Source organism: Sulfurimonas sp., assembly GCF_029027585.1.
GTDB lineage: Bacteria > Campylobacterota > Campylobacteria > Campylobacterales > Sulfurimonadaceae > Sulfurimonas.
This window is the reverse complement of sequence record NZ_CP093397.1, coordinates 98,699-118,513: the sequence shown is the minus strand read 5'-3', so window position 1 is coordinate 118,513 and position 19,815 is coordinate 98,699. Positions and strand designations below refer to the sequence as shown.

21 protein-coding genes and 1 pseudogene are annotated in these 19,815 nt (G+C 32.1%); 12 read left to right on the top strand and 10 right to left on the bottom strand.

Features of this window, described 5'->3' with window-relative positions; all coding sequences use genetic code 11:
- From MOV50_RS00570 to MOV50_RS00545, 6 genes are read left to right on the top strand one after another with little or no spacing between them, the layout of a single operon-like run.
- Entirely contained in the window at positions 1–669 is a 669-nt protein-coding gene (locus MOV50_RS00570) for an ABC transporter ATP-binding protein (RefSeq protein ID WP_321778507.1), read from the top strand.
- On the top strand, positions 666–1,625 hold the full coding sequence (locus tag MOV50_RS00565) for a hypothetical protein (RefSeq protein WP_321778506.1): 960 nt from the start codon (positions 666–668) through the stop codon (positions 1,623–1,625). The genes MOV50_RS00570 and MOV50_RS00565 overlap by 4 nt, the downstream gene beginning before the upstream one ends.
- A complete protein-coding gene (locus tag MOV50_RS00560; RefSeq protein WP_321778505.1) occupies positions 1,625–2,065 on the top strand; it encodes a hypothetical protein in 441 nt (146 codons plus the stop codon). The genes MOV50_RS00565 and MOV50_RS00560 overlap by 1 nt, the downstream gene beginning before the upstream one ends.
- A gap of 12 nt (positions 2,066–2,077) precedes the next feature.
- Positions 2,078–2,710, top strand: coding sequence for a Crp/Fnr family transcriptional regulator (locus tag MOV50_RS00555; RefSeq protein WP_321778504.1), 633 nt, complete (start codon positions 2,078–2,080; stop codon positions 2,708–2,710).
- 9 nt (positions 2,711–2,719) lie between these two features.
- Complete coding sequence (locus tag MOV50_RS00550; RefSeq protein ID WP_321778503.1) at positions 2,720–3,937, top strand: dihydroorotase; 1,218 nt, start codon at positions 2,720–2,722, stop codon at positions 3,935–3,937.
- Between the two features lie 41 nt (positions 3,938–3,978).
- On the top strand, positions 3,979–4,290 hold the full coding sequence (locus MOV50_RS00545; protein WP_321778502.1) for a response regulator transcription factor: 312 nt from the start codon (positions 3,979–3,981) through the stop codon (positions 4,288–4,290).
- Between the two features lie 70 nt (positions 4,291–4,360).
- On the opposite strand, the gene tgt is transcribed toward MOV50_RS00545, so the two are convergent.
- Complete coding sequence (gene tgt / locus MOV50_RS00540) at positions 4,361–5,479, bottom strand: tRNA guanosine(34) transglycosylase Tgt (RefSeq protein ID WP_321778501.1); 1,119 nt, start codon at positions 5,477–5,479, stop codon at positions 4,361–4,363.
- 109 nt (positions 5,480–5,588) lie between these two features.
- Between tgt and efp the strand changes: the two genes are divergently transcribed.
- On the top strand, positions 5,589–6,155 hold the full coding sequence (gene efp / locus MOV50_RS00535; protein WP_321778500.1) for an elongation factor P: 567 nt from the start codon (positions 5,589–5,591) through the stop codon (positions 6,153–6,155).
- A 90-nt stretch (positions 6,156–6,245) separates the two neighbouring features.
- Complete coding sequence (locus MOV50_RS00530; protein ID WP_321778499.1) at positions 6,246–7,667, top strand: helix-hairpin-helix domain-containing protein; 1,422 nt, start codon at positions 6,246–6,248, stop codon at positions 7,665–7,667.
- 354 nt (positions 7,668–8,021) lie between these two features.
- On the opposite strand, the gene MOV50_RS00525 is transcribed toward MOV50_RS00530, so the two are convergent.
- From MOV50_RS00525 to MOV50_RS00485, 9 genes are all read right to left on the bottom strand, one after another.
- A complete protein-coding gene (locus tag MOV50_RS00525) occupies positions 8,022–9,344 on the bottom strand; it encodes an aminotransferase class V-fold PLP-dependent enzyme (RefSeq protein WP_321778498.1) in 1,323 nt (440 codons plus the stop codon).
- Positions 9,345–9,364: 20 nt separating this feature from the next.
- Positions 9,365–10,285 (bottom strand): cysteine synthase A, encoded by a 921-nt coding sequence (gene cysK, locus MOV50_RS00520; RefSeq protein ID WP_321778497.1) that lies wholly within the window; start codon positions 10,283–10,285, stop codon positions 9,365–9,367.
- An 89-nt stretch (positions 10,286–10,374) separates the two neighbouring features.
- Complete coding sequence (locus tag MOV50_RS00515; RefSeq protein WP_321778496.1) at positions 10,375–10,707, bottom strand: Rrf2 family transcriptional regulator; 333 nt, start codon at positions 10,705–10,707, stop codon at positions 10,375–10,377.
- Positions 10,708–10,774: 67 nt separating this feature from the next.
- Positions 10,775–12,382, bottom strand: coding sequence for a nitrite/sulfite reductase (locus tag MOV50_RS00510; protein ID WP_321778495.1), 1,608 nt, complete (start codon positions 12,380–12,382; stop codon positions 10,775–10,777).
- 8 nt (positions 12,383–12,390) lie between these two features.
- Entirely contained in the window at positions 12,391–13,803 is a 1,413-nt protein-coding gene (gene cysN, locus MOV50_RS00505; protein WP_321778494.1) for a sulfate adenylyltransferase subunit CysN, read from the bottom strand.
- A gap of 1 nt (position 13,804) precedes the next feature.
- Positions 13,805–14,716 carry a sulfate adenylyltransferase subunit CysD gene (cysD, locus tag MOV50_RS00500; protein WP_321778493.1) on the bottom strand — a complete coding sequence of 304 codons (912 nt, stop codon included), beginning with the start codon at positions 14,714–14,716 and terminating at the stop codon, positions 13,805–13,807.
- Between the two features lie 13 nt (positions 14,717–14,729).
- Positions 14,730–15,425, bottom strand: a complete 696-nt coding sequence (locus tag MOV50_RS00495) for a phosphoadenylyl-sulfate reductase (protein WP_321778492.1) — start codon at positions 15,423–15,425, stop codon at positions 14,730–14,732.
- A 9-nt stretch (positions 15,426–15,434) separates the two neighbouring features.
- On the bottom strand, positions 15,435–15,662 hold the full coding sequence (locus MOV50_RS00490; RefSeq protein WP_321778491.1) for a DUF2061 domain-containing protein: 228 nt from the start codon (positions 15,660–15,662) through the stop codon (positions 15,435–15,437).
- Between the two features lie 164 nt (positions 15,663–15,826).
- Positions 15,827–16,333 carry a hypothetical protein gene (locus MOV50_RS00485; RefSeq protein ID WP_321778490.1) on the bottom strand — a complete coding sequence of 169 codons (507 nt, stop codon included), beginning with the start codon at positions 16,331–16,333 and terminating at the stop codon, positions 15,827–15,829.
- Positions 16,334–16,483: 150 nt separating this feature from the next.
- Between MOV50_RS00485 and MOV50_RS13470 the strand changes: the two are divergent.
- The 4 genes and pseudogenes from MOV50_RS13470 to MOV50_RS00465 form a co-directional block, all read left to right on the top strand.
- Positions 16,484–16,830, top strand: a pseudogene (locus tag MOV50_RS13470) (type I restriction-modification system subunit M N-terminal domain-containing protein); the annotation flags it as partial.
- A complete protein-coding gene (locus MOV50_RS00475; RefSeq protein ID WP_415846390.1) occupies positions 16,819–18,030 on the top strand; it encodes a type I restriction-modification system subunit M in 1,212 nt (403 codons plus the stop codon). The pseudogene MOV50_RS13470 and the gene MOV50_RS00475, both read left to right, overlap by 12 nt.
- Position 18,031: 1 nt before the next feature.
- Positions 18,032–18,523: a type II toxin-antitoxin system PemK/MazF family toxin gene (locus tag MOV50_RS00470; protein WP_321778488.1), complete on the top strand. Its 492-nt coding sequence runs from the start codon at positions 18,032–18,034 to the stop codon at positions 18,521–18,523.
- Between the two features lie 3 nt (positions 18,524–18,526).
- Positions 18,527–19,798 carry a restriction endonuclease subunit S gene (locus MOV50_RS00465; protein ID WP_321778487.1) on the top strand — a complete coding sequence of 424 codons (1,272 nt, stop codon included), beginning with the start codon at positions 18,527–18,529 and terminating at the stop codon, positions 19,796–19,798.
- Positions 19,799–19,815 lie beyond the last annotated feature (17 nt).

Sequence of the window (19,815 nt, the reverse complement as noted above, 5' to 3'; positions counted from 1 at the left end):
ATGATAGAACTAAAAAATGTAACAAAAACATACGAGATAAATAAAAACAATATTGTTGTAGCACTTAAAGATATAAACCTTAAAATTAATGAGGGTGAGTTGATTGTTTTGAAGGGGGCTAGTGGTAGTGGTAAGAGTAGTGTTTTATCGCTCATTGCTGCCTTATCTAAACCAACAAGTGGGGAAGTTATAGTAGATGCTAAACAAATCTCAAAACTGCCTGATAGCTTTGCATCTGAGTATAGACGGGATAACATAGGTTTTATCTTTCAAAAATACAACCTTATCCCAAGTCTTAGTGTAAAAGAAAATATTTTACTTCCTTTAGTTCCTTTAAATCCAGATGCAAAAGTAGTAGATGCAAAGTTGCAAAGAGTTATGAAAATGTTTCATATAGAGCATAAAAAAGATGCGATTGTTAAAAATCTATCTGGTGGAGAGCAACAACGAGTAGCAATTGCAAGAGCAAATGTAAATGAGCCTAAAATTATCTTAGCAGATGAGCCAACAGCAAATCTTGATGAAAAACTTTCACTTCATTTTATAGAGATGCTTCGTGAGTTAAAAGCTCTTGGAAAGACCATAGTTGTAGCAACTCATGACCCACTTTTTTTCAACCTTGATTTTGTTGATAAAGAGATACAGATGCATAATGGCTCTTTAGTTTGATACTCACACCAGAAGTTTTAACTATTTTTATTCTTAATGCACTTTTTGCATTTTTTGGAATTATTGTTTTTATTTTAAGTATAAATATTTATAGAAAATGGGATAGAAATTCTGTAAGTCAGTTGCAGTACAAACTAGAAAAACAAAGTTACCTTGCTTCAACTATTATAAAATTTATTTTTATCATAAAAGTACCATTATTTCTGTTTTTTGTCTTTACACTAGATAAAATATCTAATGTCTTGACAGGTGCAATGTGTGGGGCGGGAGTCGTAGATGCTACTGTCTATGGAACACCTCTTTTTATCTTAAAAATCATAAATCTATATATATTTGCTTATTGGATAGTTTTACACAATGAAGATATAAAGCATGAAAATCAACCCTTTGTAAAACAAAAATTCGCTCTTTACTTAGTTGCTTTTTTTCTTTTTATGGCTGAGTTGATTTTAGAAGGAGTTATGTTTAGTTCTATTGAAATAGATAAAATGGTTAGTTGTTGTGGCACGCTTTACTCAAGTACATCAGCATCTGCGATTTCTTCTATTTTTACTCTTAACACGACTACACTTTTAACTCTTTTTTATGCAAATTTTTTACTGTTACTTGTATTTTATTTTTTAAAAAACAAGTATCTGTTTGCACTAAGTAACCTCTTCTTTGTACTGATTTCTTTAGTTTCTTTGATTGTGTTCTTTGGAACATATATTTATGAACTTCCCTCTCATCATTGTCCATTTTGTTTTTTACAGAGTGAATATTATTTTATAGGTTACCCAATTTATATACTTTTATTTTTAGGAACTTTTTATGGTTTTGTAGTTGCTTTTTTAGATGTAAATGAAAGTATAAGAAAGATAAGTTATCAAAAATCTATCATAATTAACACTCTTTATGTTATATTACTTACTTCATTTGTAATGATGTATTATATAAAAAATGGAGTTTGGCTGTGATGAGAAAATATATAAATATTTTACTACTTTTAGTGATTTCTATGATGTTTTTAGCTTGTGAAAAAAAGGTACAAACAGATTTATCAACTGTTCATTGGGACAGAGATATGTGTAGTAGATGCGTTATGGTTGTAAGTGATAGAAAACATGCCGTTCAAGTAAAAGACCCACAAACTGGAAAGTCATATATGTTTGATGATATTGGTTGTGTGGCACTTTGGTTTAAAGAAGAACAAATCTCATGGAAAGATAAAGCCGTTATTTGGATTACAGATGCATCTACACAAAAGTTTATAGATGCTAGAAGTGCTTTTTACGATACAGACAACATTACACCTATGAGTTTTGGTTTTTGGGCACATAAAACAAAAGATACTATACCAGATGAAAAAGATATCTTAAGTTATGATGAAGTTATCTCCAAAATACTTAGTGAATAAGGATATCTTTTAATGAAATTAAAATTAAAAAATATTGATATGTTTAGTGATTTAGATGAAGCAACAATCGATAGTATTGAATCTTTTACAACAAAGTTTACCATTCCTAAAGATAATATAGTTTTTTATGAAGGAGATGAGACAAAGTATCTCTATCTTTTAGCAAAAGGCGTCATAAAACTTTATAAAACTTCATCAAATCATAAAGAGATAGTTCTAAAATACTTTCACGAAAATGAGTTAATAGGTGAAGTTGCAAATTTTGAACAGATTCCTTATCCTGCGACTGCCAAGGCATATACTGAAGTTGAAATCATGAAAATTGACTTTAAAAAGTTCAAAAAAATTATATATTCAAATCCTGAACTTTCTTTTTTGATTCAAACTTCTTTAATAAAAAAGATTAAAAATCTTGAAGCTATCATATCTACAAATCTTGTATTAGACTCAAAAGAGAGAGTAGCAAAATATATTTATCAGCATTCAGATAGTTTTTTTACAACTAAAAACATAATAATTGCCGAAATTTTAAGTGTATCACCAGAAACACTTTCAAGAATTTTGAAGTTCTTTAAAGACCATGATATTATAGATATAAAAACAAAAAAGATAAATAGAGATGCCTTGTTGCAGTATTTTGAGTAAGGAGTAAAAGTGGTTATATTAAATACAATAGTATGTGACGCTGAGAAAGAGTATGAAGCAGATATTCGCATTGAAAATGGAGTTATATCGGAGATAGCAAAAGATTTAAAAGACACTCAAAGCATAGATGCTAAAGGCGCATACTTTATGCCACTTATGATAGATACAAATGTTAGACTTCTTGACTCTACCTTAAACTCAAAAAATCTTAAAAATCTTTCAGATGAAGCACTAAAGGGTGGAGTAGGACATCTAGTCTTAAATGCTGATAGCGAGCCTGTCATAGATAACGAAGTAGTTTTGGAATTTGCACAAAATGGACTTCGTGATTTAGATGGTTCAAAAATTGACCTTATGTTAAATAGCCTAAAAGAAGATAGCACACTTAGCAATATCGCCATACTTTTAAAAAGTGGAGCAAAAGTTCCTTTTATGAGTACAATCGCAAAAAATGATGTAGCTATCAAAATAGCAGAATACGCTTTGATGTATGATGTCACTATCTTCTGTAAGGCGGAAGATAACTCGCTTATAAAAAGTGGTGTAATGCTAGAAGCAAGAGTAAATTCAAAGTTAGGACTTGCGGGTATTCCTGATTTGAGTGAAGTTTTACATGTTTCACGAATGATAGAGATAGCAAGACATTTTAAGATAAAAATCCTTTTTAAGTCAGTAGCATCTCCTCGTTCTATTTACTTGATAAATCAGGCTAAAAAAGATGGGGTAGAGGTTAGTTGTGAAGTTTCTATTCATCATCTTATGTTTTGTGATGAAGCTTGTGAAGACTTTAACACAACGGCAAAGCTAGACCCACCATTGGCATCTAAAAGTGATATGAAGTTACTCCAAGATGCCTTAAAAAACAAGCAAATAGACATACTAACAACACTTCATCAACCAAATTCTCCTTTAAATAAAGAAGTTGCATTTTTCAATGCTGCTTATGGTTGTGAAGCAATAAGTGACGCGATGCCACTCTACTACACAAAACTTGTCAAATCAAAGATGATTAGTATGAGTGAGTTGGTAAAACTTACAACAAAAAATAGTGCAAACAGTATTAAAGAAAAGTATGTAAACATAGAAGTTGGACAGAAAGTAAATGCTATGTTATTTGATAAAAATGTAAAAAATGTGGTTAATAATGAACAATCTTTGTACAATGGACAAACTTTAAACGGAAAAGTTATAATGACATTTATGAATGAGAATGTAACTAGATTCTAGATTTTTGCAATAATTAAGCGACAATTAGTTATAGTCCAAATATGAAAATTGTAATTTTAGATGATTCCTTAACTATTAGAATGATACTCGAATCTTTTTTAGAAGATTTAGATGTAGATGATAGTGAAATATACTCATACGAAAATGGCAATGAAGCACTAGAATTTATAGAACAAAATGGTGCAGATATTGTTTTTAGTGATATAAATATGCCTAAAATGGATGGTTATGAGTTTGCATCTGAAGTTTTTAAAATACAGCCAAGTTTAAAAAAAGCTTTTTTTGCAATAAGTGGCGATGAAAATCGTGAAAGTTTTATGAAGATGAAAGATAATGGTGTTTATAGATTTTAAAAAAACCTATAAGTGCTGAGTATTTTAGACACTTTGTATCTCCAGAAATATCTAAGCACCGTCTTAAAGTTTAGGCTCTTTTTTTATAAAATTCTTTTTTATACTCATCAAATTTATCTTCTAAAATCGCTTCTCTAACTTCTCTCATAAGATTTAAATAATAGTGTAAGTTGTGAATAGTGGCAAGTCTAAAGTAGCTTATTTCACGAGCGCGAAAAAGATGATTTAGGTAAGAACGAGTATATCTTTGACATGTTAGACATTTACACTCAGCATCTATTGGTGTGGCGTCTTCTTTAAACTTTGCACCTTTTATATTTATGCGACCAAATGAAGTGAAAAGTGTACCATTTCGAGCATTTCTAGTTGGCATAACACAGTCAAACATATCGATGCCTCGCTCAATGTTTTCTATGAGGTCTTCAGGAGTTCCAACACCCATAAGGTAACGAGGTTTATCCTCTGGCATATATTGTACTGTATGTTCAACTGTATCGTACATTTCGTTGTTTAACTCTCCAACACTAAGCCCTCCAATAGCAAAACCATCATAGTCCATAGCACATAACTCAGTGGCACTTTTTGTACGAAATGCCTTATCTGTACCACCTTGAATAATTGCAAAAATATTTTGCTCAACACCAACGCCTTCTTTTTGTTTAGCACGAAAATACTCAATAGATTCTTTTGCCCAAGCAGTAGTTCTTTCAATAGAAGTTTTTATACGCTCTTGTGTAGCAGGTAATGCAACTAAATCATCTAAAATCATCATAATATCGCTTCCAAGATTGTGTTGAATATCTATAACTTTTGTTGGTGTAAAAAAGTGTTTACTTCCATCTATATGAGAACGAAATTCTATACCATTTTCTTTTGGCTTAGAAATATCAGAGAGGCTAAACGCTTGAAAACCACCACTATCCGTTAAAAAACTTTTTGGATAAGTTGTAAAGCCATGAAGTTTACCCATTTTGGCAATGGTTTTATCACCTGGTCTTAAGTATGTATGGTAAGTATTTGCTAAAATTATTTCAGCACCAAGAAGATTTAATACATCGTCCATATCGAGAGCTTTAACGCTTCCTAAAGTTCCAACAGGCATAAATACAGGTGTTTTTATGGTTGAGTGAGCAGTAGTTATAGTACAAGCACGAGCATTTTTAGAGGTAGCATTTAGAGTAAAGTTCATAAGTATAAATATCCTAAAAAGTATATGATTTTTGACATTATAACATTCTAAGTCCATTTAGTGTAAAATTCTATTAATTAACAATAAAATAAAATTAAGGATAATGTTTATGGCAACAGTGGGAATGAGTGATATAAAAAAGAATGTTCGTTTAATTGTAGGTGAAGTACCATATAAAATTGTAGAATTTCAACATGTAAAACCAGGAAAAGGTGCGGCATTTGTTCGTATGAAGATGAAAAGTTTTTTAAATGGAAAAACTGTTGAAAAAACTGTTCATGCTGGGGATAAATTTGAAATTCCTGTGATTGATTTTAAAACAATGCAGTATCTTTATGATGATGGAGATATGTATCAGTTTATGGATAACGAAACTTACGACCAACTAGGTCTTCCTTATGATCAATGTGAAGATGCTTCAAAATGGTTTAAAGATGGAATCAATGTTGATATTGTATTTTTTAGAAACAAAGCTATCTCAGTTCAAGCACCTGAAACAATGGAACTTATTATTACAGAAACTCCTCCTAACTTTAAAGGTGATACTTCAAGTGGAAGTAAAAAACCTGCAACTCTTGAAACTGGTGCTGTTGTACAAATTCCTTATCATGTGCTTGAAGGTGATTTAATTAAGGTAAATACAGTTGATTGTGAGTATTTAGAGAAGATTAAATAATCCAATACTATATTTAGCTAAATTGTAACTTAAATTTAAGATTAAAACAGTATAATCGCGTTTATATTTAAAAAATGGAGAAAAAGTAACATGGGATTAACAAATAAGCAACTACCAAAACTAGGATTTTTATATTTAGACTATGTATTGAGATTTTTTGACCACTCAAACTTTAAAGGTTGGCCAAACAAGATTGAAACAGTAACTTACCATTGGAAAAATGATAAAGATAGATTTATCAAAGAGGTAAAGCGTAAAAAAATCGATGTTTTGATAGGTAATATCCCTGCTACTGCTTATGAAACTTTTAGAGAGATTGCTAGAGCACTTCCTTATGTTCGTTTCATCCCATCTATGGATACTCAGTTTTCAAACAAGTCTAAAGAAAATGTAACTAGATTTGCTTGGAAATATGACCTTCCAATCCCAAAAACTTATATCTACTACAAGCATGATAATGCGGACAAATTTTTGAAAAAATGTGAGTATCCAAAAATCATCAAAAAATCTTATGGTCCATCAAACTACGGTGGTTACTTTGTTCATAAAGTTGACTCTTACAAAGAAGCAAGAGAACTTTATGATGATAAACAATACCACCCACAATACTTCCAAGACTTTATCCCTATGGAAGCAGATATTCGTGTAATGCTTATTGGTCATAAACCTGTTTGTGCATTTTGGCGTCGTGCTCCTGAGGGTGAATGGCTTACAAATACTTCTCAAGGTGGAAGTATGGACTATATGGATGTTCCTAAAAATGTTCTTGATTTAGCTGTAAAAGTTTCAAAAGCTGCTAATGCTGAGTACTGGGCAGTTGATGTTGCTTATGGCATAGATGGAAAAGTTCGTATTTTGGAATGTGCTACTGCTTTTGCAGCATTTCCATATATCAGAGATTGGATTGGTCAGTATATTATGTGGAGTTTAAGTGAAGGTAGATTTAGAAAACCTCACGCTCCTATGTTTAACTGGGAAGAGTTAGGTAAAATGGACGCATCTATACTTAGAACGCTTAGACACATACACTTTGGTAATTATAATGCTAGTTATGATGGTGCATATTTTGGTAAAAAGAGAAAACTATTTGGTGAAAATGAAATCTATCTTCATGTTTTGGATAGTGAATATAAGATGCATGATGTAAAAAGAAGATGGAGTGAAGAATGGCCAAGTGAGAAGTGGAACTATCAAGACAATCTTGCGCTTAAACCATCTGCAAAATCAAAGAAAAAAGATTTTAAAAATGCACCATCTCCAACCAATGATGAATCAGCAGAATCAACTCAAGAAGAGTTTGAAATAACTAAAAAAGAGTTAAAAGAATTTTTAACTTCTATTGATGGTATTGGAAAGAAAAAAGTTGATAGTATTGTAAAACACTTTGGTGGTGATGTTGATGAAGTGATTGGTGTACTTCATCAAAATACCTCAATGCTCACAGAAATAAAAGGCATCACAAAAAAACTTATTTCTAAAATAGAAAAAGCTTGGAGTAAACTTCTAAAATAATCACTACATTATTCTTTTTAGTCCCCATGTTTTGTGGGGACTTCACATTCAGCTTCAAACAGTATAATCAATAAAATATATTTTATTAGGTTTGGTGTTTAATGGCATACTTTCAAGTACTTTTTAGACTCCCGTATTTTTCATTAAACCAAGTTTACTGGTTTGATTTTAGGGGTTCATTATACTCGAAGGTGGAGTATTCTCTCACATGAAAAATATGATTAGTTTACATCGTGGATTGAGTAAAAGTATGAAGTTGAATTTAGTCGATTATTATTTAGTGAATTATAAGAAAAAGTAGAAAAGTAAGCACCCATTTTTACTATTAAGTCTAGATGTAGCATAAGCAAAAGGTTATTTTTTTAGTTGAACTAAGGCTTTTTTCAAAGAAGATAGTAGATGCTTTATACTTTCTTGTGAATGTGTATAGTTCACGCTAATTCTCAACCAACTTGGTCTTATGTTATTTGAATCTTCTGGTGAGATGCCAAATAAGTCATGTCCGTATGGACCCGCACAGCTACATCCTGCTCTTGTTTGGATGCCAAAGTCGTGAGATAGTAGTTCGCATAACTCAAAAGGGACTATGCCTTTAAAGTTTATAGCTAAGATGCCAACACTTCTGTGGTTCTCATTTTGACCATAGATAGTACAGCCTTCTATTTTTAAAAGTTCTTTTTTAAGTATTTCAAATAGTTCAACTTTCCTAATTTGAATGCGTTTTATCCCTATCTCATTTCTCAACTGGTAAGCAAAAGAAGCTTTTATGAGTTGTAAAATTGCTGGAGTTCCAGCATCTTCTCTTATCTCTATATCACTGTTAAAAATATGCTCATCTTTTGATACATAAGCCACAGTTCCACCACCTGCAAAAGTAGGGGATTCTTTCTCATTTATCAAAGATTTTCGTATAGCTAAAAGACCACAAGTTCCCGGCCCTCCTAGAAGTTTATGCGGAGACAAGAAAAGAGCATCAAAAAGATTAGACTCAACATTTAAACATGGTGAAGATGCTGCACTATCAAAAGCAATAATCGCGTTATACTCTCTAAGAAGTGCAGATATTTTTTGATATGGTGGAACTATTCCCGTTACATTAGATGCAGTTGAAAAAGCTCCTATAATTTCTCTATGGGAATTTTTTTCTAGAGTTTTTTTCAGATATTCTAAATCCACATTTCCTGTTGTGTCAAGTGGTATTCTTATCGTGTCACACATAGCTTCTCTATAACTTATCTCATTAGAGTGATGCTCAAACGGACCAACGATTATAAGAGGAGCATGCATCTTCTTGAAGTCTAGTTTAAATCTTGTTTTAGTTGCTGGTGGCACATAGATGCCAAGAAGTTCTTGAAACTTTTTAATAGCTCCTGTTGCACCATTTCCACAAGGTAAAAGTACAAAATCATTTTGGAGAGCTAGATGTTTTTTAAGATTTTCTCTTGCTATGTCGTAGTAAAAAGATGTAGTTCTTGCATCACTTGCAAATTCAGAGTGAGTATTTGCGTAAGTTGTTAGAACTTCTTGTATTCTCTCCTCTATGGGAGAGTATGCAAGACCTGAGGCTGTGTAGTCAAAATAGTTTTCTTTGTTTTTTCCAATTATATCTTTTGAAATATCTTCAAAAGAAGTTTCCTCATTTACAAAGGGTCTAAATATATCTTTGTTTTCTTGCATATCTTGTGTTAACTCTCTTTTTATGAATAGAGGCTCGTGCTTAAATATCTTTCACCTGTGTCACAAAGAATAGTAACTATTACTTTTCCTTTGTTTTCAGCTCTAGATGCTACTTGCGTAGCAGCCCAAATATTTGCACCAGATGAGATACCTACAAGTAATCCATCTGTTTTAGCCAGTTCTCTTGATGTGCTAAAAGCATCGTCATCATCTACTTTTATAATTTCATCAATAATCTCTGTATTTAAAATGCTTGGAATAAATCCTGCACCTATACCTTGTATCTTATGTGGTCCAGGATTTTCTCCTGATATTACAGGTGAAGTTGATGGTTCAACTGCAATAACTTGAATCTCTGGATTATGTTCTTTTAATACTTCACCAATACCTGTCATAGATCCACCAGTTCCAACTGCTGCAACTAAGATATCAACTTTTCCATCAGTATCTTTTAAAATCTCTAAAGCTGTTGTTTCTCTATGCATCTTAGGGTTTGCTGGATTGTTAAACTGTTGGGGCATAAAAGTGTTTTGTTTAGTTTCGTTTAACTCTGTCGCTCTATCTATCGCGCCTTTCATACCTTTTGCTGCTGGAGTTAAGTCTAAGTTTGCTCCTAAAGCACTAAGTAGTTGTCGTCTTTCAAGACTCATAGATTCTGGCATCGTTAAAAGAAGTTTAAGACCTTTCGCTGCACATACAGTAGCTAGTCCTATACCTGTATTTCCACTTGTTGGCTCTATGATTAGAGTACCTTCTTTTATATCTCCATTTTCTATACCTGCATTTATCATGGCTAAGGCAATTCTATCTTTAACAGAAGAAGATGGGTTTAAAAATTCACATTTACCCAAGATTGTAGCACCTGTTGTGTCTGATAGTTTGTTTATTTTAACTAATGGCGTATTTCCAATTAACTCAGTTACATCTTTTGCAATATTCATTTTAAATCCTTAAATATAATATGTGAAATTTTCAGAATTTTTTTGTAAAAATTCATCTAGTTCATTCAGTGTAAGTAAAAAAATCTCTTCTATTTTTTTTGAGAATCATCCCAAAATGGTTGAAGAAGAGAGTTTTTAGTTTTAGTATCTGTTTGTGCGAAACTACTCTCTAATGAGTTTAGAATTTCAAAAACAGATATGTTGTTGGCATTTTTAGATAGTCTATATCCACCACTAGCACCTCGAATACTCTCAACTATGCCACTTTTTTTCAAAGTAACAAGTATCTGTTCGAGGTAGTTTTGCGGTATATCGCCCTTACTTGCAATCTCTTTGATTTGTAATAACTTCTGTTCATTTTCTTTTGCTAAAATAACCATCGCTGTTAAACCATAGATGCCTTTGGTTGATACTATTGCCACTTCTAAACCTTTATCTTTAAATAACTGAAAAAATTATATCGAATTAAAAATATAATGTCAAGTAACTCTATCGATTTACTATGGAATAAACTGTGAACTCATCTCCTTCTATTAAATCTTTTAAAAACAATCCTAAATATTTTTTAGAACTTTTTATATATGCATCAATTATATTTGCAACTGTATGATTTACATCTTGTGGTGCAATTTTTAACTTCATCTTCTTTCCTAATGTTGATTTATTTCCCTCTAAGTTCCCACCTAAAACTAACTCGAATCCTGTGATAGTTTCTCCATTTTTATTTTTAAACTTCGTTCCAACTAGACCGATATCTACAATGTCTGGATGCCCACACGAATTTGGACAACCGTTTAAAGATAGAGATACTTTCTCGTTAAAGTCAGGAAACTCGCTATTTAAATACTCTGCAAGTTCAATAGCCTTATCTTTTGTTTCAGTCACTCCAAATTTACAATACTTTGAACCAGTACAAGATAGGGTTCTTGCTTTAAATGGGTTTGGATTAGCATCTATGTTTATGTCTAGTAACTCTTTTGCTAAATCCTCTGCATTTTCACTTGGTGCATCAACTATTACAATATTTTGTGTAGTTGTTGTTCTAATAGTTGTTGCTCCATGCTTTTGTAAAACATCAGCTAAAGAAGAAAGTCCAAGAGAACCAATAAAACCACCGTTTACAGCACAACCGATATATGACTTGCCATCTTGCTTAGATTCATGGATGCCAAAATGTTCTCTCTTGCTGTATGGAGTATATTCCCCAATCAAATCACTTATAAAGTTAAAACCAAGACTTCTTTGCACTTCATCTTTAAACTTATGAATCCCCCATTTATTTATAAGATGACCAAGTCTAGCTTTTCTTCTACTCTCTCTAAGTCCTTCATCTCTATAAATAATGCTAACAGCTTTTAAAACATCTAAAATTTGTTTATCTTTTACATAGCCTAGATGCAAAGCAAACTGTTTAGCAGATGCTAAACCTCCACCAACACTTACATCAAAAAGAACTTCACCATTTGCACTTTTTACTGCTGTAAAAGACAAGTCTTGTATCTCATGTCCCATACAGTGTTTAGAACAGCCACTTATTCCAACCTTATATTTTCTAGGAAGATTAACTAACTCTTTATTTCCATCAAGATATGCATTTAACTCTAACGCCAATGCACTAACATCATAAATCTCACTCTTATCGATGCTAGAAACTGGACAAGTAGTGATATTTCTAGGAACATCACCTGCTGCAAAAAGTGTGCTAAGTCCAACACTTTTTAATCTGAAAAATATTTCAGGTAAATCGCGAACTTGTATAAAGTGAAACTGTACAGCTTGTCTAGTTGTAATGTTTGCAGTTTCTCTCGCAAACTCTTTTGAAATATCAGCTAAAACTCGCATCTGTTCTATGTTTATAGAACCAAGAACAAGTTTTACTCTTAACATAAAGTACAGAGTCTCATCATCATCAGCTTGTAAGTTTTTATTTTGAGTATAGAGTCCATACCACTTAAACCTATCTATATCTTCTGGGTCTATCTCTTTGTTATGTATGGCATATTCATGTATATCTTTAAGTACATCTATCCCACTTTTTTCTTTTTTTATGCGCTCAACTCTTTGTGCAGGGTTCTCTTTTTTCATAATTTTTGTCATTTCATTTCCTACAAAATTTCTTTAGCTTCCCAGTGAGGAAAGTGCTTTCTAACAAGAGCGTTAAATTCAACTTCAAACTCTGAATGCTCATGTATAGATGCCTTAGTGTTAGTATCAGACTTTTTAATAATCATTCCAGCACCAACTGTATTGTTTGTGATTCTATCTATGATGATAAAAGAACCCATCGCTTTTATATGGTCATACGCATCAAAGGCTATCTTTTGATTTAAAGATAGTTTTGCATGACCAATCTCATTTAAGTTGAGTAGGTTTGCACTTTGTTGCTCCAGTGTATTTACATCAGTTTTATGATAAAAAGATTCTATAGTCCCTGTTGTTACAGTTGAAGCTCTTTTTATAAAGTATTGCTTGCCTTTAGTTAAAGGTTGCTCATCCATCCAAACTATGTTTACATCAAAGTCACTCGCTATATCAGGTTGTTCATCACTTTTTACTAAAATATCTCCACGAGAAATATCTATCTCATCATTTAGAGTAATAGTAATAGCCTGCTGAGCATAAGCATGTTCTAAATTTCCATCGTAAGTTACAATCTCTTTAACAGTTGAACTTTTACCAGAAGGTAAAACAGTTATAGAATCTCCAACACTTATGATTCCTGCTGAAATAGTCCCACAAAAACCTCTAAAATCAAGGTTTGGTCTATTTACATACTGAACAGGCATTCTAAAGTGAGTTAAATCTCTGTCTGATGAAATTTCAATGTTCTCTATTGTATTCATCAAAGTCTCACCCTTATACCAAGGTGATTTAGAACTTCTATTTACAACATTGTCTCCATCTAGTGCAGATAGCGGTATAAAAGTAAGGTCAGAAGTTAATCCTAACTCTTTAGCAAAATCTAAATACTCAGCAGTAATCTCTTCGTATCTTTGCTGTGAAAAATCAACTAAGTCCATTTTATTAACTGCAATGATTAAGTGCTTAATACCTAACATTTTTGTTATAAAAGAGTGTCTTTTTGTCTGTGTTTGAACTCCATATCTAGCATCTATTAGTATTATCGCTAAGTCTGCTGTTGAAGCACCTGTCGCCATATTTCTAGTGTACTGCTCATGTCCGGGAGTATCTGCAATGATAAACTTTCTTTTATCAGTTGCAAAGTATCTGTAAGCAACATCAATAGTTATCCCTTGCTCTCTTTCACTTTGTAACCCATCTACTAAAAGAGATAAGTCAAACTTTTCTCCAGTAGTACCACTTTTTTTACTATCATTTTTAATAGCTGCAAGTTGATCTTCAAAAATCATCTTAGAATCATGTAAAAGTCTTCCAATAAGAGTGCTTTTTCCATCATCAACACTACCACAAGTTATAAATCTTAGTAGCTGTTTGTTTTCATGTTCTTTTAAATAACTCTGTATATCATCAGCTATTTTTTTATCTAATATTGACATCTTAAAAGTATCCCTCTATTTTTTTCTTTTCCATTGAGCCTGCAGAGTCATTATCTATGACTCTACCTTGACGCTCACTTGTTTTTGTTAGTAGCATCTCTTGAATGATTTCAGGAAGTGTTGTTGCCTCTGACTCTACGGCACCAGTTAGAGGGTAACAACCAAGTGTTCTAAATCTTACACTCTCCATAGTTGGTACTTCACCTTCTTTTAATGGTAATCTATCATCATCAACTAAAATTTTGACACCATCTCTCACGACAACTGGTCTTTTTTTAGCTAAGTAAAGAGGAACAATAGGAATCCCTTCAAGATAAATATATTGCCAAATATCAAGTTCCGTCCAGTTTGAAAGTGGAAATACTCGAATACTTTCACCTTTTTTTACTCTTGAATTGTATATATTCCAAAGTTCTGGTCTTTGATTTTTTGGATCCCATCTATGTTTTTCATCACGAAAAGAATAGATTCTCTCTTTTGCACGAGATTTTTCTTCATCTCTTCTTGCTCCACCAAAAACAGCGTCAAACTTATACTTGTTAAGTGCTTGTTTTAAACCTTGTGTTTTCATAATATCAGTATGAACTGCACTACCATGAGTAAATGGTCCTATATCTTGTTCTATACCATCTGGATTTGTATGAACTAAAAGTTCAAACCCGAGTTTTTTAGCCATCTCATCACGAAAAGCTATCATCTCTTTAAATTTCCATCTAGTATCTACATGAAGTAGGGGAAATGGTAATTTTGCAGGAAAAAAAGCTTTTTGAGCTAAGTGCAACATAACTGCAGAATCTTTACCAACAGAGTAAAGCATTGCAGGGTTTTCAAACTCTGCTATAACTTCTCTCATGATGTGCATAGACTCAGCTTCTAGTTGTTTTAAATGTGTTAATCGTTCGGTGCTTATCATTTTTTTCTCCTTATTATTTTGTGTGCAGTCCACACTCTTTATGCTCTGGGTTTTCCCACCACCATCTACCGCTTCTTACATCATCTCCATCTTTAATGGCTCTTGTACAAGGAGCACAACCAATACTTGGAAAGCCCTCGTCATGAAGTGAGTTGTATGGAACTTTGTTTTCTTTTATGTATGACCATACATCTTCTTCACTCCACATAAGTAGAGGATTTACTTTTATAACCTTGTTTACTTTATCAAACTCAATAACCTTAAGTTCTTCTCTTGTTACACTCTGAGTAGCTCTAAGTCCCGTTATCCAAATAGATAATTCTCCTAAAGCTCTTTGAAGAGGCTCTATCTTTCTAACAAAACAACATGTCTTTCTATTTTCAATAGATTCATAAAAACCATTTACCCCTTGTTCTTGGTATAGTTTTTGAACTTCATCAGTTTTAGGAAAAAAAACATTAACTTTTACACCATATTTTAGGTTTGTAGCATCCATCACACTATATGTTTGTGGATGAAGTCTTCCAGTATCTAGTGTAAATATATTTGCCTTTTTATCAAGTTTAAGCAACATATCTGTTATAACTTGGTCTTCAGCACCAAAACTACTTGATAATGCTGCTTTAGTTCCGTATTTTTTTAAAAAATACTCTAAAACCTCTTGAGGTGATAAGTTTTTAAATCTTTCATTTAAGTTAGTTGTGTCCATTTTATTTTCCTATATTTGGTAGTCTTGAGGAGTTTTAATTAAGCCAAAAGATGACTTACTCCAAGCTCTTTCATGAAAATAGTAAAGAAACATTTTTGTAAAAAGCTCAATCGCTCCAATAGATGCAGCCATTTTAAGATTACCTGTTATAAAGTAAGAAATAACCATAGTGTCTATTGTTCCAAGTGCTCTCCATGAGATAGTCTTGACAATACTTCTAAAAGGCTTTTCATGCATCTAATACTCCAAATTTGTTTATCTATCGATTTAGTATAGATTAAATCTTAAGTGCAATAATAGGGTAATTTTATTTTAATGTCAAGTAAATATATAAGTTTAATAGGGAATAAATAGGAAAGTAAAAAAAAAGAGTTTAAATTGAGGCTAGATGCCTCAATTTGCTAGTTTGTTTGAATAATATTTTTTAACTCATCAGCAGAGTTTATTGTTTTTATTGATGTTATAGTTTTATTTTCGAGATATACTATAACAATTTTTTCTACATCAACACCGCTTCTAAAAGGTGCAGCAGCTTTTTTATCATCTAAGATTAAAACTGTGTGTTTAAAATCTTTCAATCCGGGAAGTATAAACATACTACGAATTAAAGATGGAGCAGCACTAACATCTGCAATAAATTGAGTTTTATTATCACTCAAGTAAGTTGGTTTTTGTGTTACAAAGTAGTCATTACAAGTATGAGCAACATCTTTTGAAAATGCAAAAATAACTTTTTTTGTATTAGCATCTATTGTTTGAGGCTTTTCAAATTGGTCATTAATTACTATAGCATCTAAGCTTTTTCCAACAACAAGTTTAGGCTCTACCACTACTGTTTCTTCTGAACCTTTAGAACCACAACCTATAAACAAAAAGGCTATCATAAGCCCTACGATAATTTTTTTCATTTTTTCTCCATATTATTTTTGTAAATAATACTATACTAATATTTGGATTAGGTAAACAGAGATGATTAGTTTAATAATTCAGGTTTGTGAAGTATAATAAACAAATTATACCCTCAAGGGGTACCTCGTAATTTATAGGATTTAAATAATATGAACAAACTCACACTTGAAACACTTGAACGATGGCTATGGGATAGTGCTGATTTAATGAGAGGGCATATTGATAGTTCAGATTTTAAAAACTATATCTTTGGATTACTATTTTAAAAAGAGCAAATGACCAGTTTATAGAAGAAGCAAATCAAGCTGTTAAAGATGATGGTGTAAGTTTTAAAGTTGCTCTCCTTGATGAAGATTATCACCAATTTTTTATTCCTCGTGATGCTTATTGGTCTGAGCTAACTAAAAAGACTGAAAACATTGGTCAAGCACTTGACAAAGCTTTTTCACTCATAGAAGAGAATAACTCACAACTTGAGGGTGTTATGACTGCTGTTCATTTTGGAGATACTGAGAAACTTCCCGATAGTTTACTTTCAAGACTACTACAACACTTCAACAAATACTCTCTTGCTAATGAACATCTTGATAATCCAGATATTTTAGGGTCGGCTTATGAGTATCTAATCCGTGAATTTGCTGATGATGGTGGAAAAAAAGGTGGAGAGTTCTACACTCCAAAAGAGGTAGTGAAACTTGTTGTAAGCCTCATAAAACCAGAAGCTGGGAATAGTGTTTATGACCCTACTTGTGGAAGTGGCGGCATGTTAATACAAAGTGCTTCGTACATTAAAGCTAATGGTGGAACTGTTGGTAAGTTTGTAGATGCCAAGCTTTATGGTCAAGAGAAGAACCTTGGAACTTGGGCTATTTGTAAGATAAATATGATTGTGCATGGCTTTAAAGATGCTGATATACAAAAGGGTGACACTCTAGCAAATCCAAAGCATGAGCAAAACAGCGAACTAAGAAACTTTGACCGTGTAATCGCAAATCCGCCATTTAGCTTAAAAAAATGGTGGGCAAGGGCTGAGATAGATGTAAAAACTGATGACAAAGGTAAAGAGATAGCACCAAAGTATAACTCTGTTGTTTGTGATGAGTATGGTAGATTTAAGTATGGCATACCACCGAGAGGTTATGGAGATTTAGCATTTGTTCAGCATATGATAAGTGTTCTTAAAAATGATGGACGAATGGGTGTTGTATTGCCACATGGTATTTTATTTCGTGGTGGAACTGAGGGTAAAATACGAGAGGGATTACTTCAAGATGACATTATAGAAGCTATTGTTGGACTTCCTGAAAAGTTGTTTTACAACACTGGCATCCCTGCATCTATCATCATCATAAACAAAAGCAAAGCTCAAAATCTACAAAACAGAGTTGTGTTTATAGATGCTTCAAGCCAATTTAAAAGTGGCAAAAATCAAAATACTTTGACAAACGAGAACATTAAAAAAATAGTTGATGGCTATGATGGACTTACAGAAATAGATAAATTTATGAGAGTTGTCGATATGAGTGAGATAAAAGAGAACGATTACAACTTAAATATTTCACGATACATAGATACAAGTGATGAAGAGGTTATTATTGACATCAAATCTACAATGCTAGATATTAGTGATTTAGAAGTAAAAGAACAAGAGATAGATAGTAAGTTAAATGGTTATTTAAAAAGTTTGGGTTTTTAATATGTATGATAAATCTCTAAAATTAAACAGTTGGAATGATGTCAAACAAAATACTCAAAAAATAGATAAAAAAGTATATTTTAAAGAGAGAGATATTTTTTGGTTAAAAATTGGTGAAAATATTGGTTTTGAACAAAATGGAAAAGGCGATAAGTTTCAAAGACCTGTTTTGGTTTTAAAAAGATACACCAACGATATGTTTTTAGGTATCCCACTTTCAACAACTTTAAGAGAGGGGAGTTTTTACTTTCAGTTTAAATTTTTAGATGAAAAGATAAGTACGGCATTGCTTGTTCAACATAAACTTTTTAGTTCTAAAAGATTTATCAAAAAAATAGGCAAAATAAATGAGAATGATTTTAGATGTTTAAAAAAGAAATTACATGATTTAATATTTGAAGAAGATTTTTGCCCCTCTAAAAAAGAAGGGACGATCCCGAAGGAAAATTGTATAGATATTATAGCAGAAAGTACTTTAGAAGTAAAGAGCTGAAAAATGACTAAGATAAAAGATGGTTATAAGGATAGTGAGATAGGAGTTATTCCTGTTGAGTGGGAGGTTGTTTATTTAGATGACATTACAATAAAAATCACAAGTGGAGGAACACCCTCTCGAAGTAAAAATGAATATTTTACAAATGGAACAATCAATTGGTTGAAAACAGGAGAACTTAGAGATTGTTATATCTATGGAACAAAAGAAAAAATCACAGAAGATGCTATTAATAATTCTTCAGCAAAATTATTTCCAATAGACACTTTATTAATTGCTATGTATGGAGCAACAATTGGTAGAACGGCTTATCTTAAAACTGAATGTGCCACTAACCAAGCTTGTTGTGCAATTATGTTTGATAATAAATTAGCAAGTCCATTTTTTTATTGGAAATATTTTTATTTTATTAAAGATACTCTAATTGGTTTAGGACGGGGAGCAGGACAACCAAATATTAGTCAAGGAATTATAAAAGAGTTAAAAATCCCACTTCCACCACTAAAAGAACAAGAGAAAATAGCTGATATTTTATCAACTGCTGATGACAAGATAGATGCTATTGCTACTCAGATAGAAAAAGCCCAAACACTTAAAAAAGGGCTACTACAAAAGCTATTAAGTGAAGGTATAGGACATAGTGAGTTTAAGGATAGTGAGCTTGGGAAGATTCCTGAGAGTTGGGAAGTTAAATCCTTATCGATGATTGGTTCATTTTCAAAGGGTAAAGGTATATCTAAAAACGAAGTAATTAAAGATGGAGTACCTTGTATGCGATATGCTGAGATATATACTGAATATGATATTGTATTAAAAAATATAAAATCTTTTATCAATAAAAAATCAGCACTTAATAGCAAAAAAATAATTAATGGAGATATATTATTCGCAGGGTCTGGTGAAATTCTTGATGATATTGGTAAATCTGTTGCTTTTATAGATGATTTTGAAGCATATGTTGGAGGGGATACTGTTATTTTATCTAAAAGTATAGATTACAATTCTCTTTTTATGGCATATCAATTAAATTCTACTTTTGTAAGACTTCAATTAAGAAAACTTGGTCAAGGTAGCTCAGTTGTTCATATTTATTCTTCTGGATTGGAAAAGATAAAAGTTCCTTTTCCTCCCCTCAAAGAACAAAAACAAATAGCCGACATATTATTAACTGCTGATGAAAAGTTAGAAGTGCTTAGAGCTAAAAAAGAAAAGTATGAAACACTTAAAAAAGGTTTATTACAGAAGCTTTTGAGTGGAGAGGTTAGGACTGTTTGACTTATGTATATAAATAG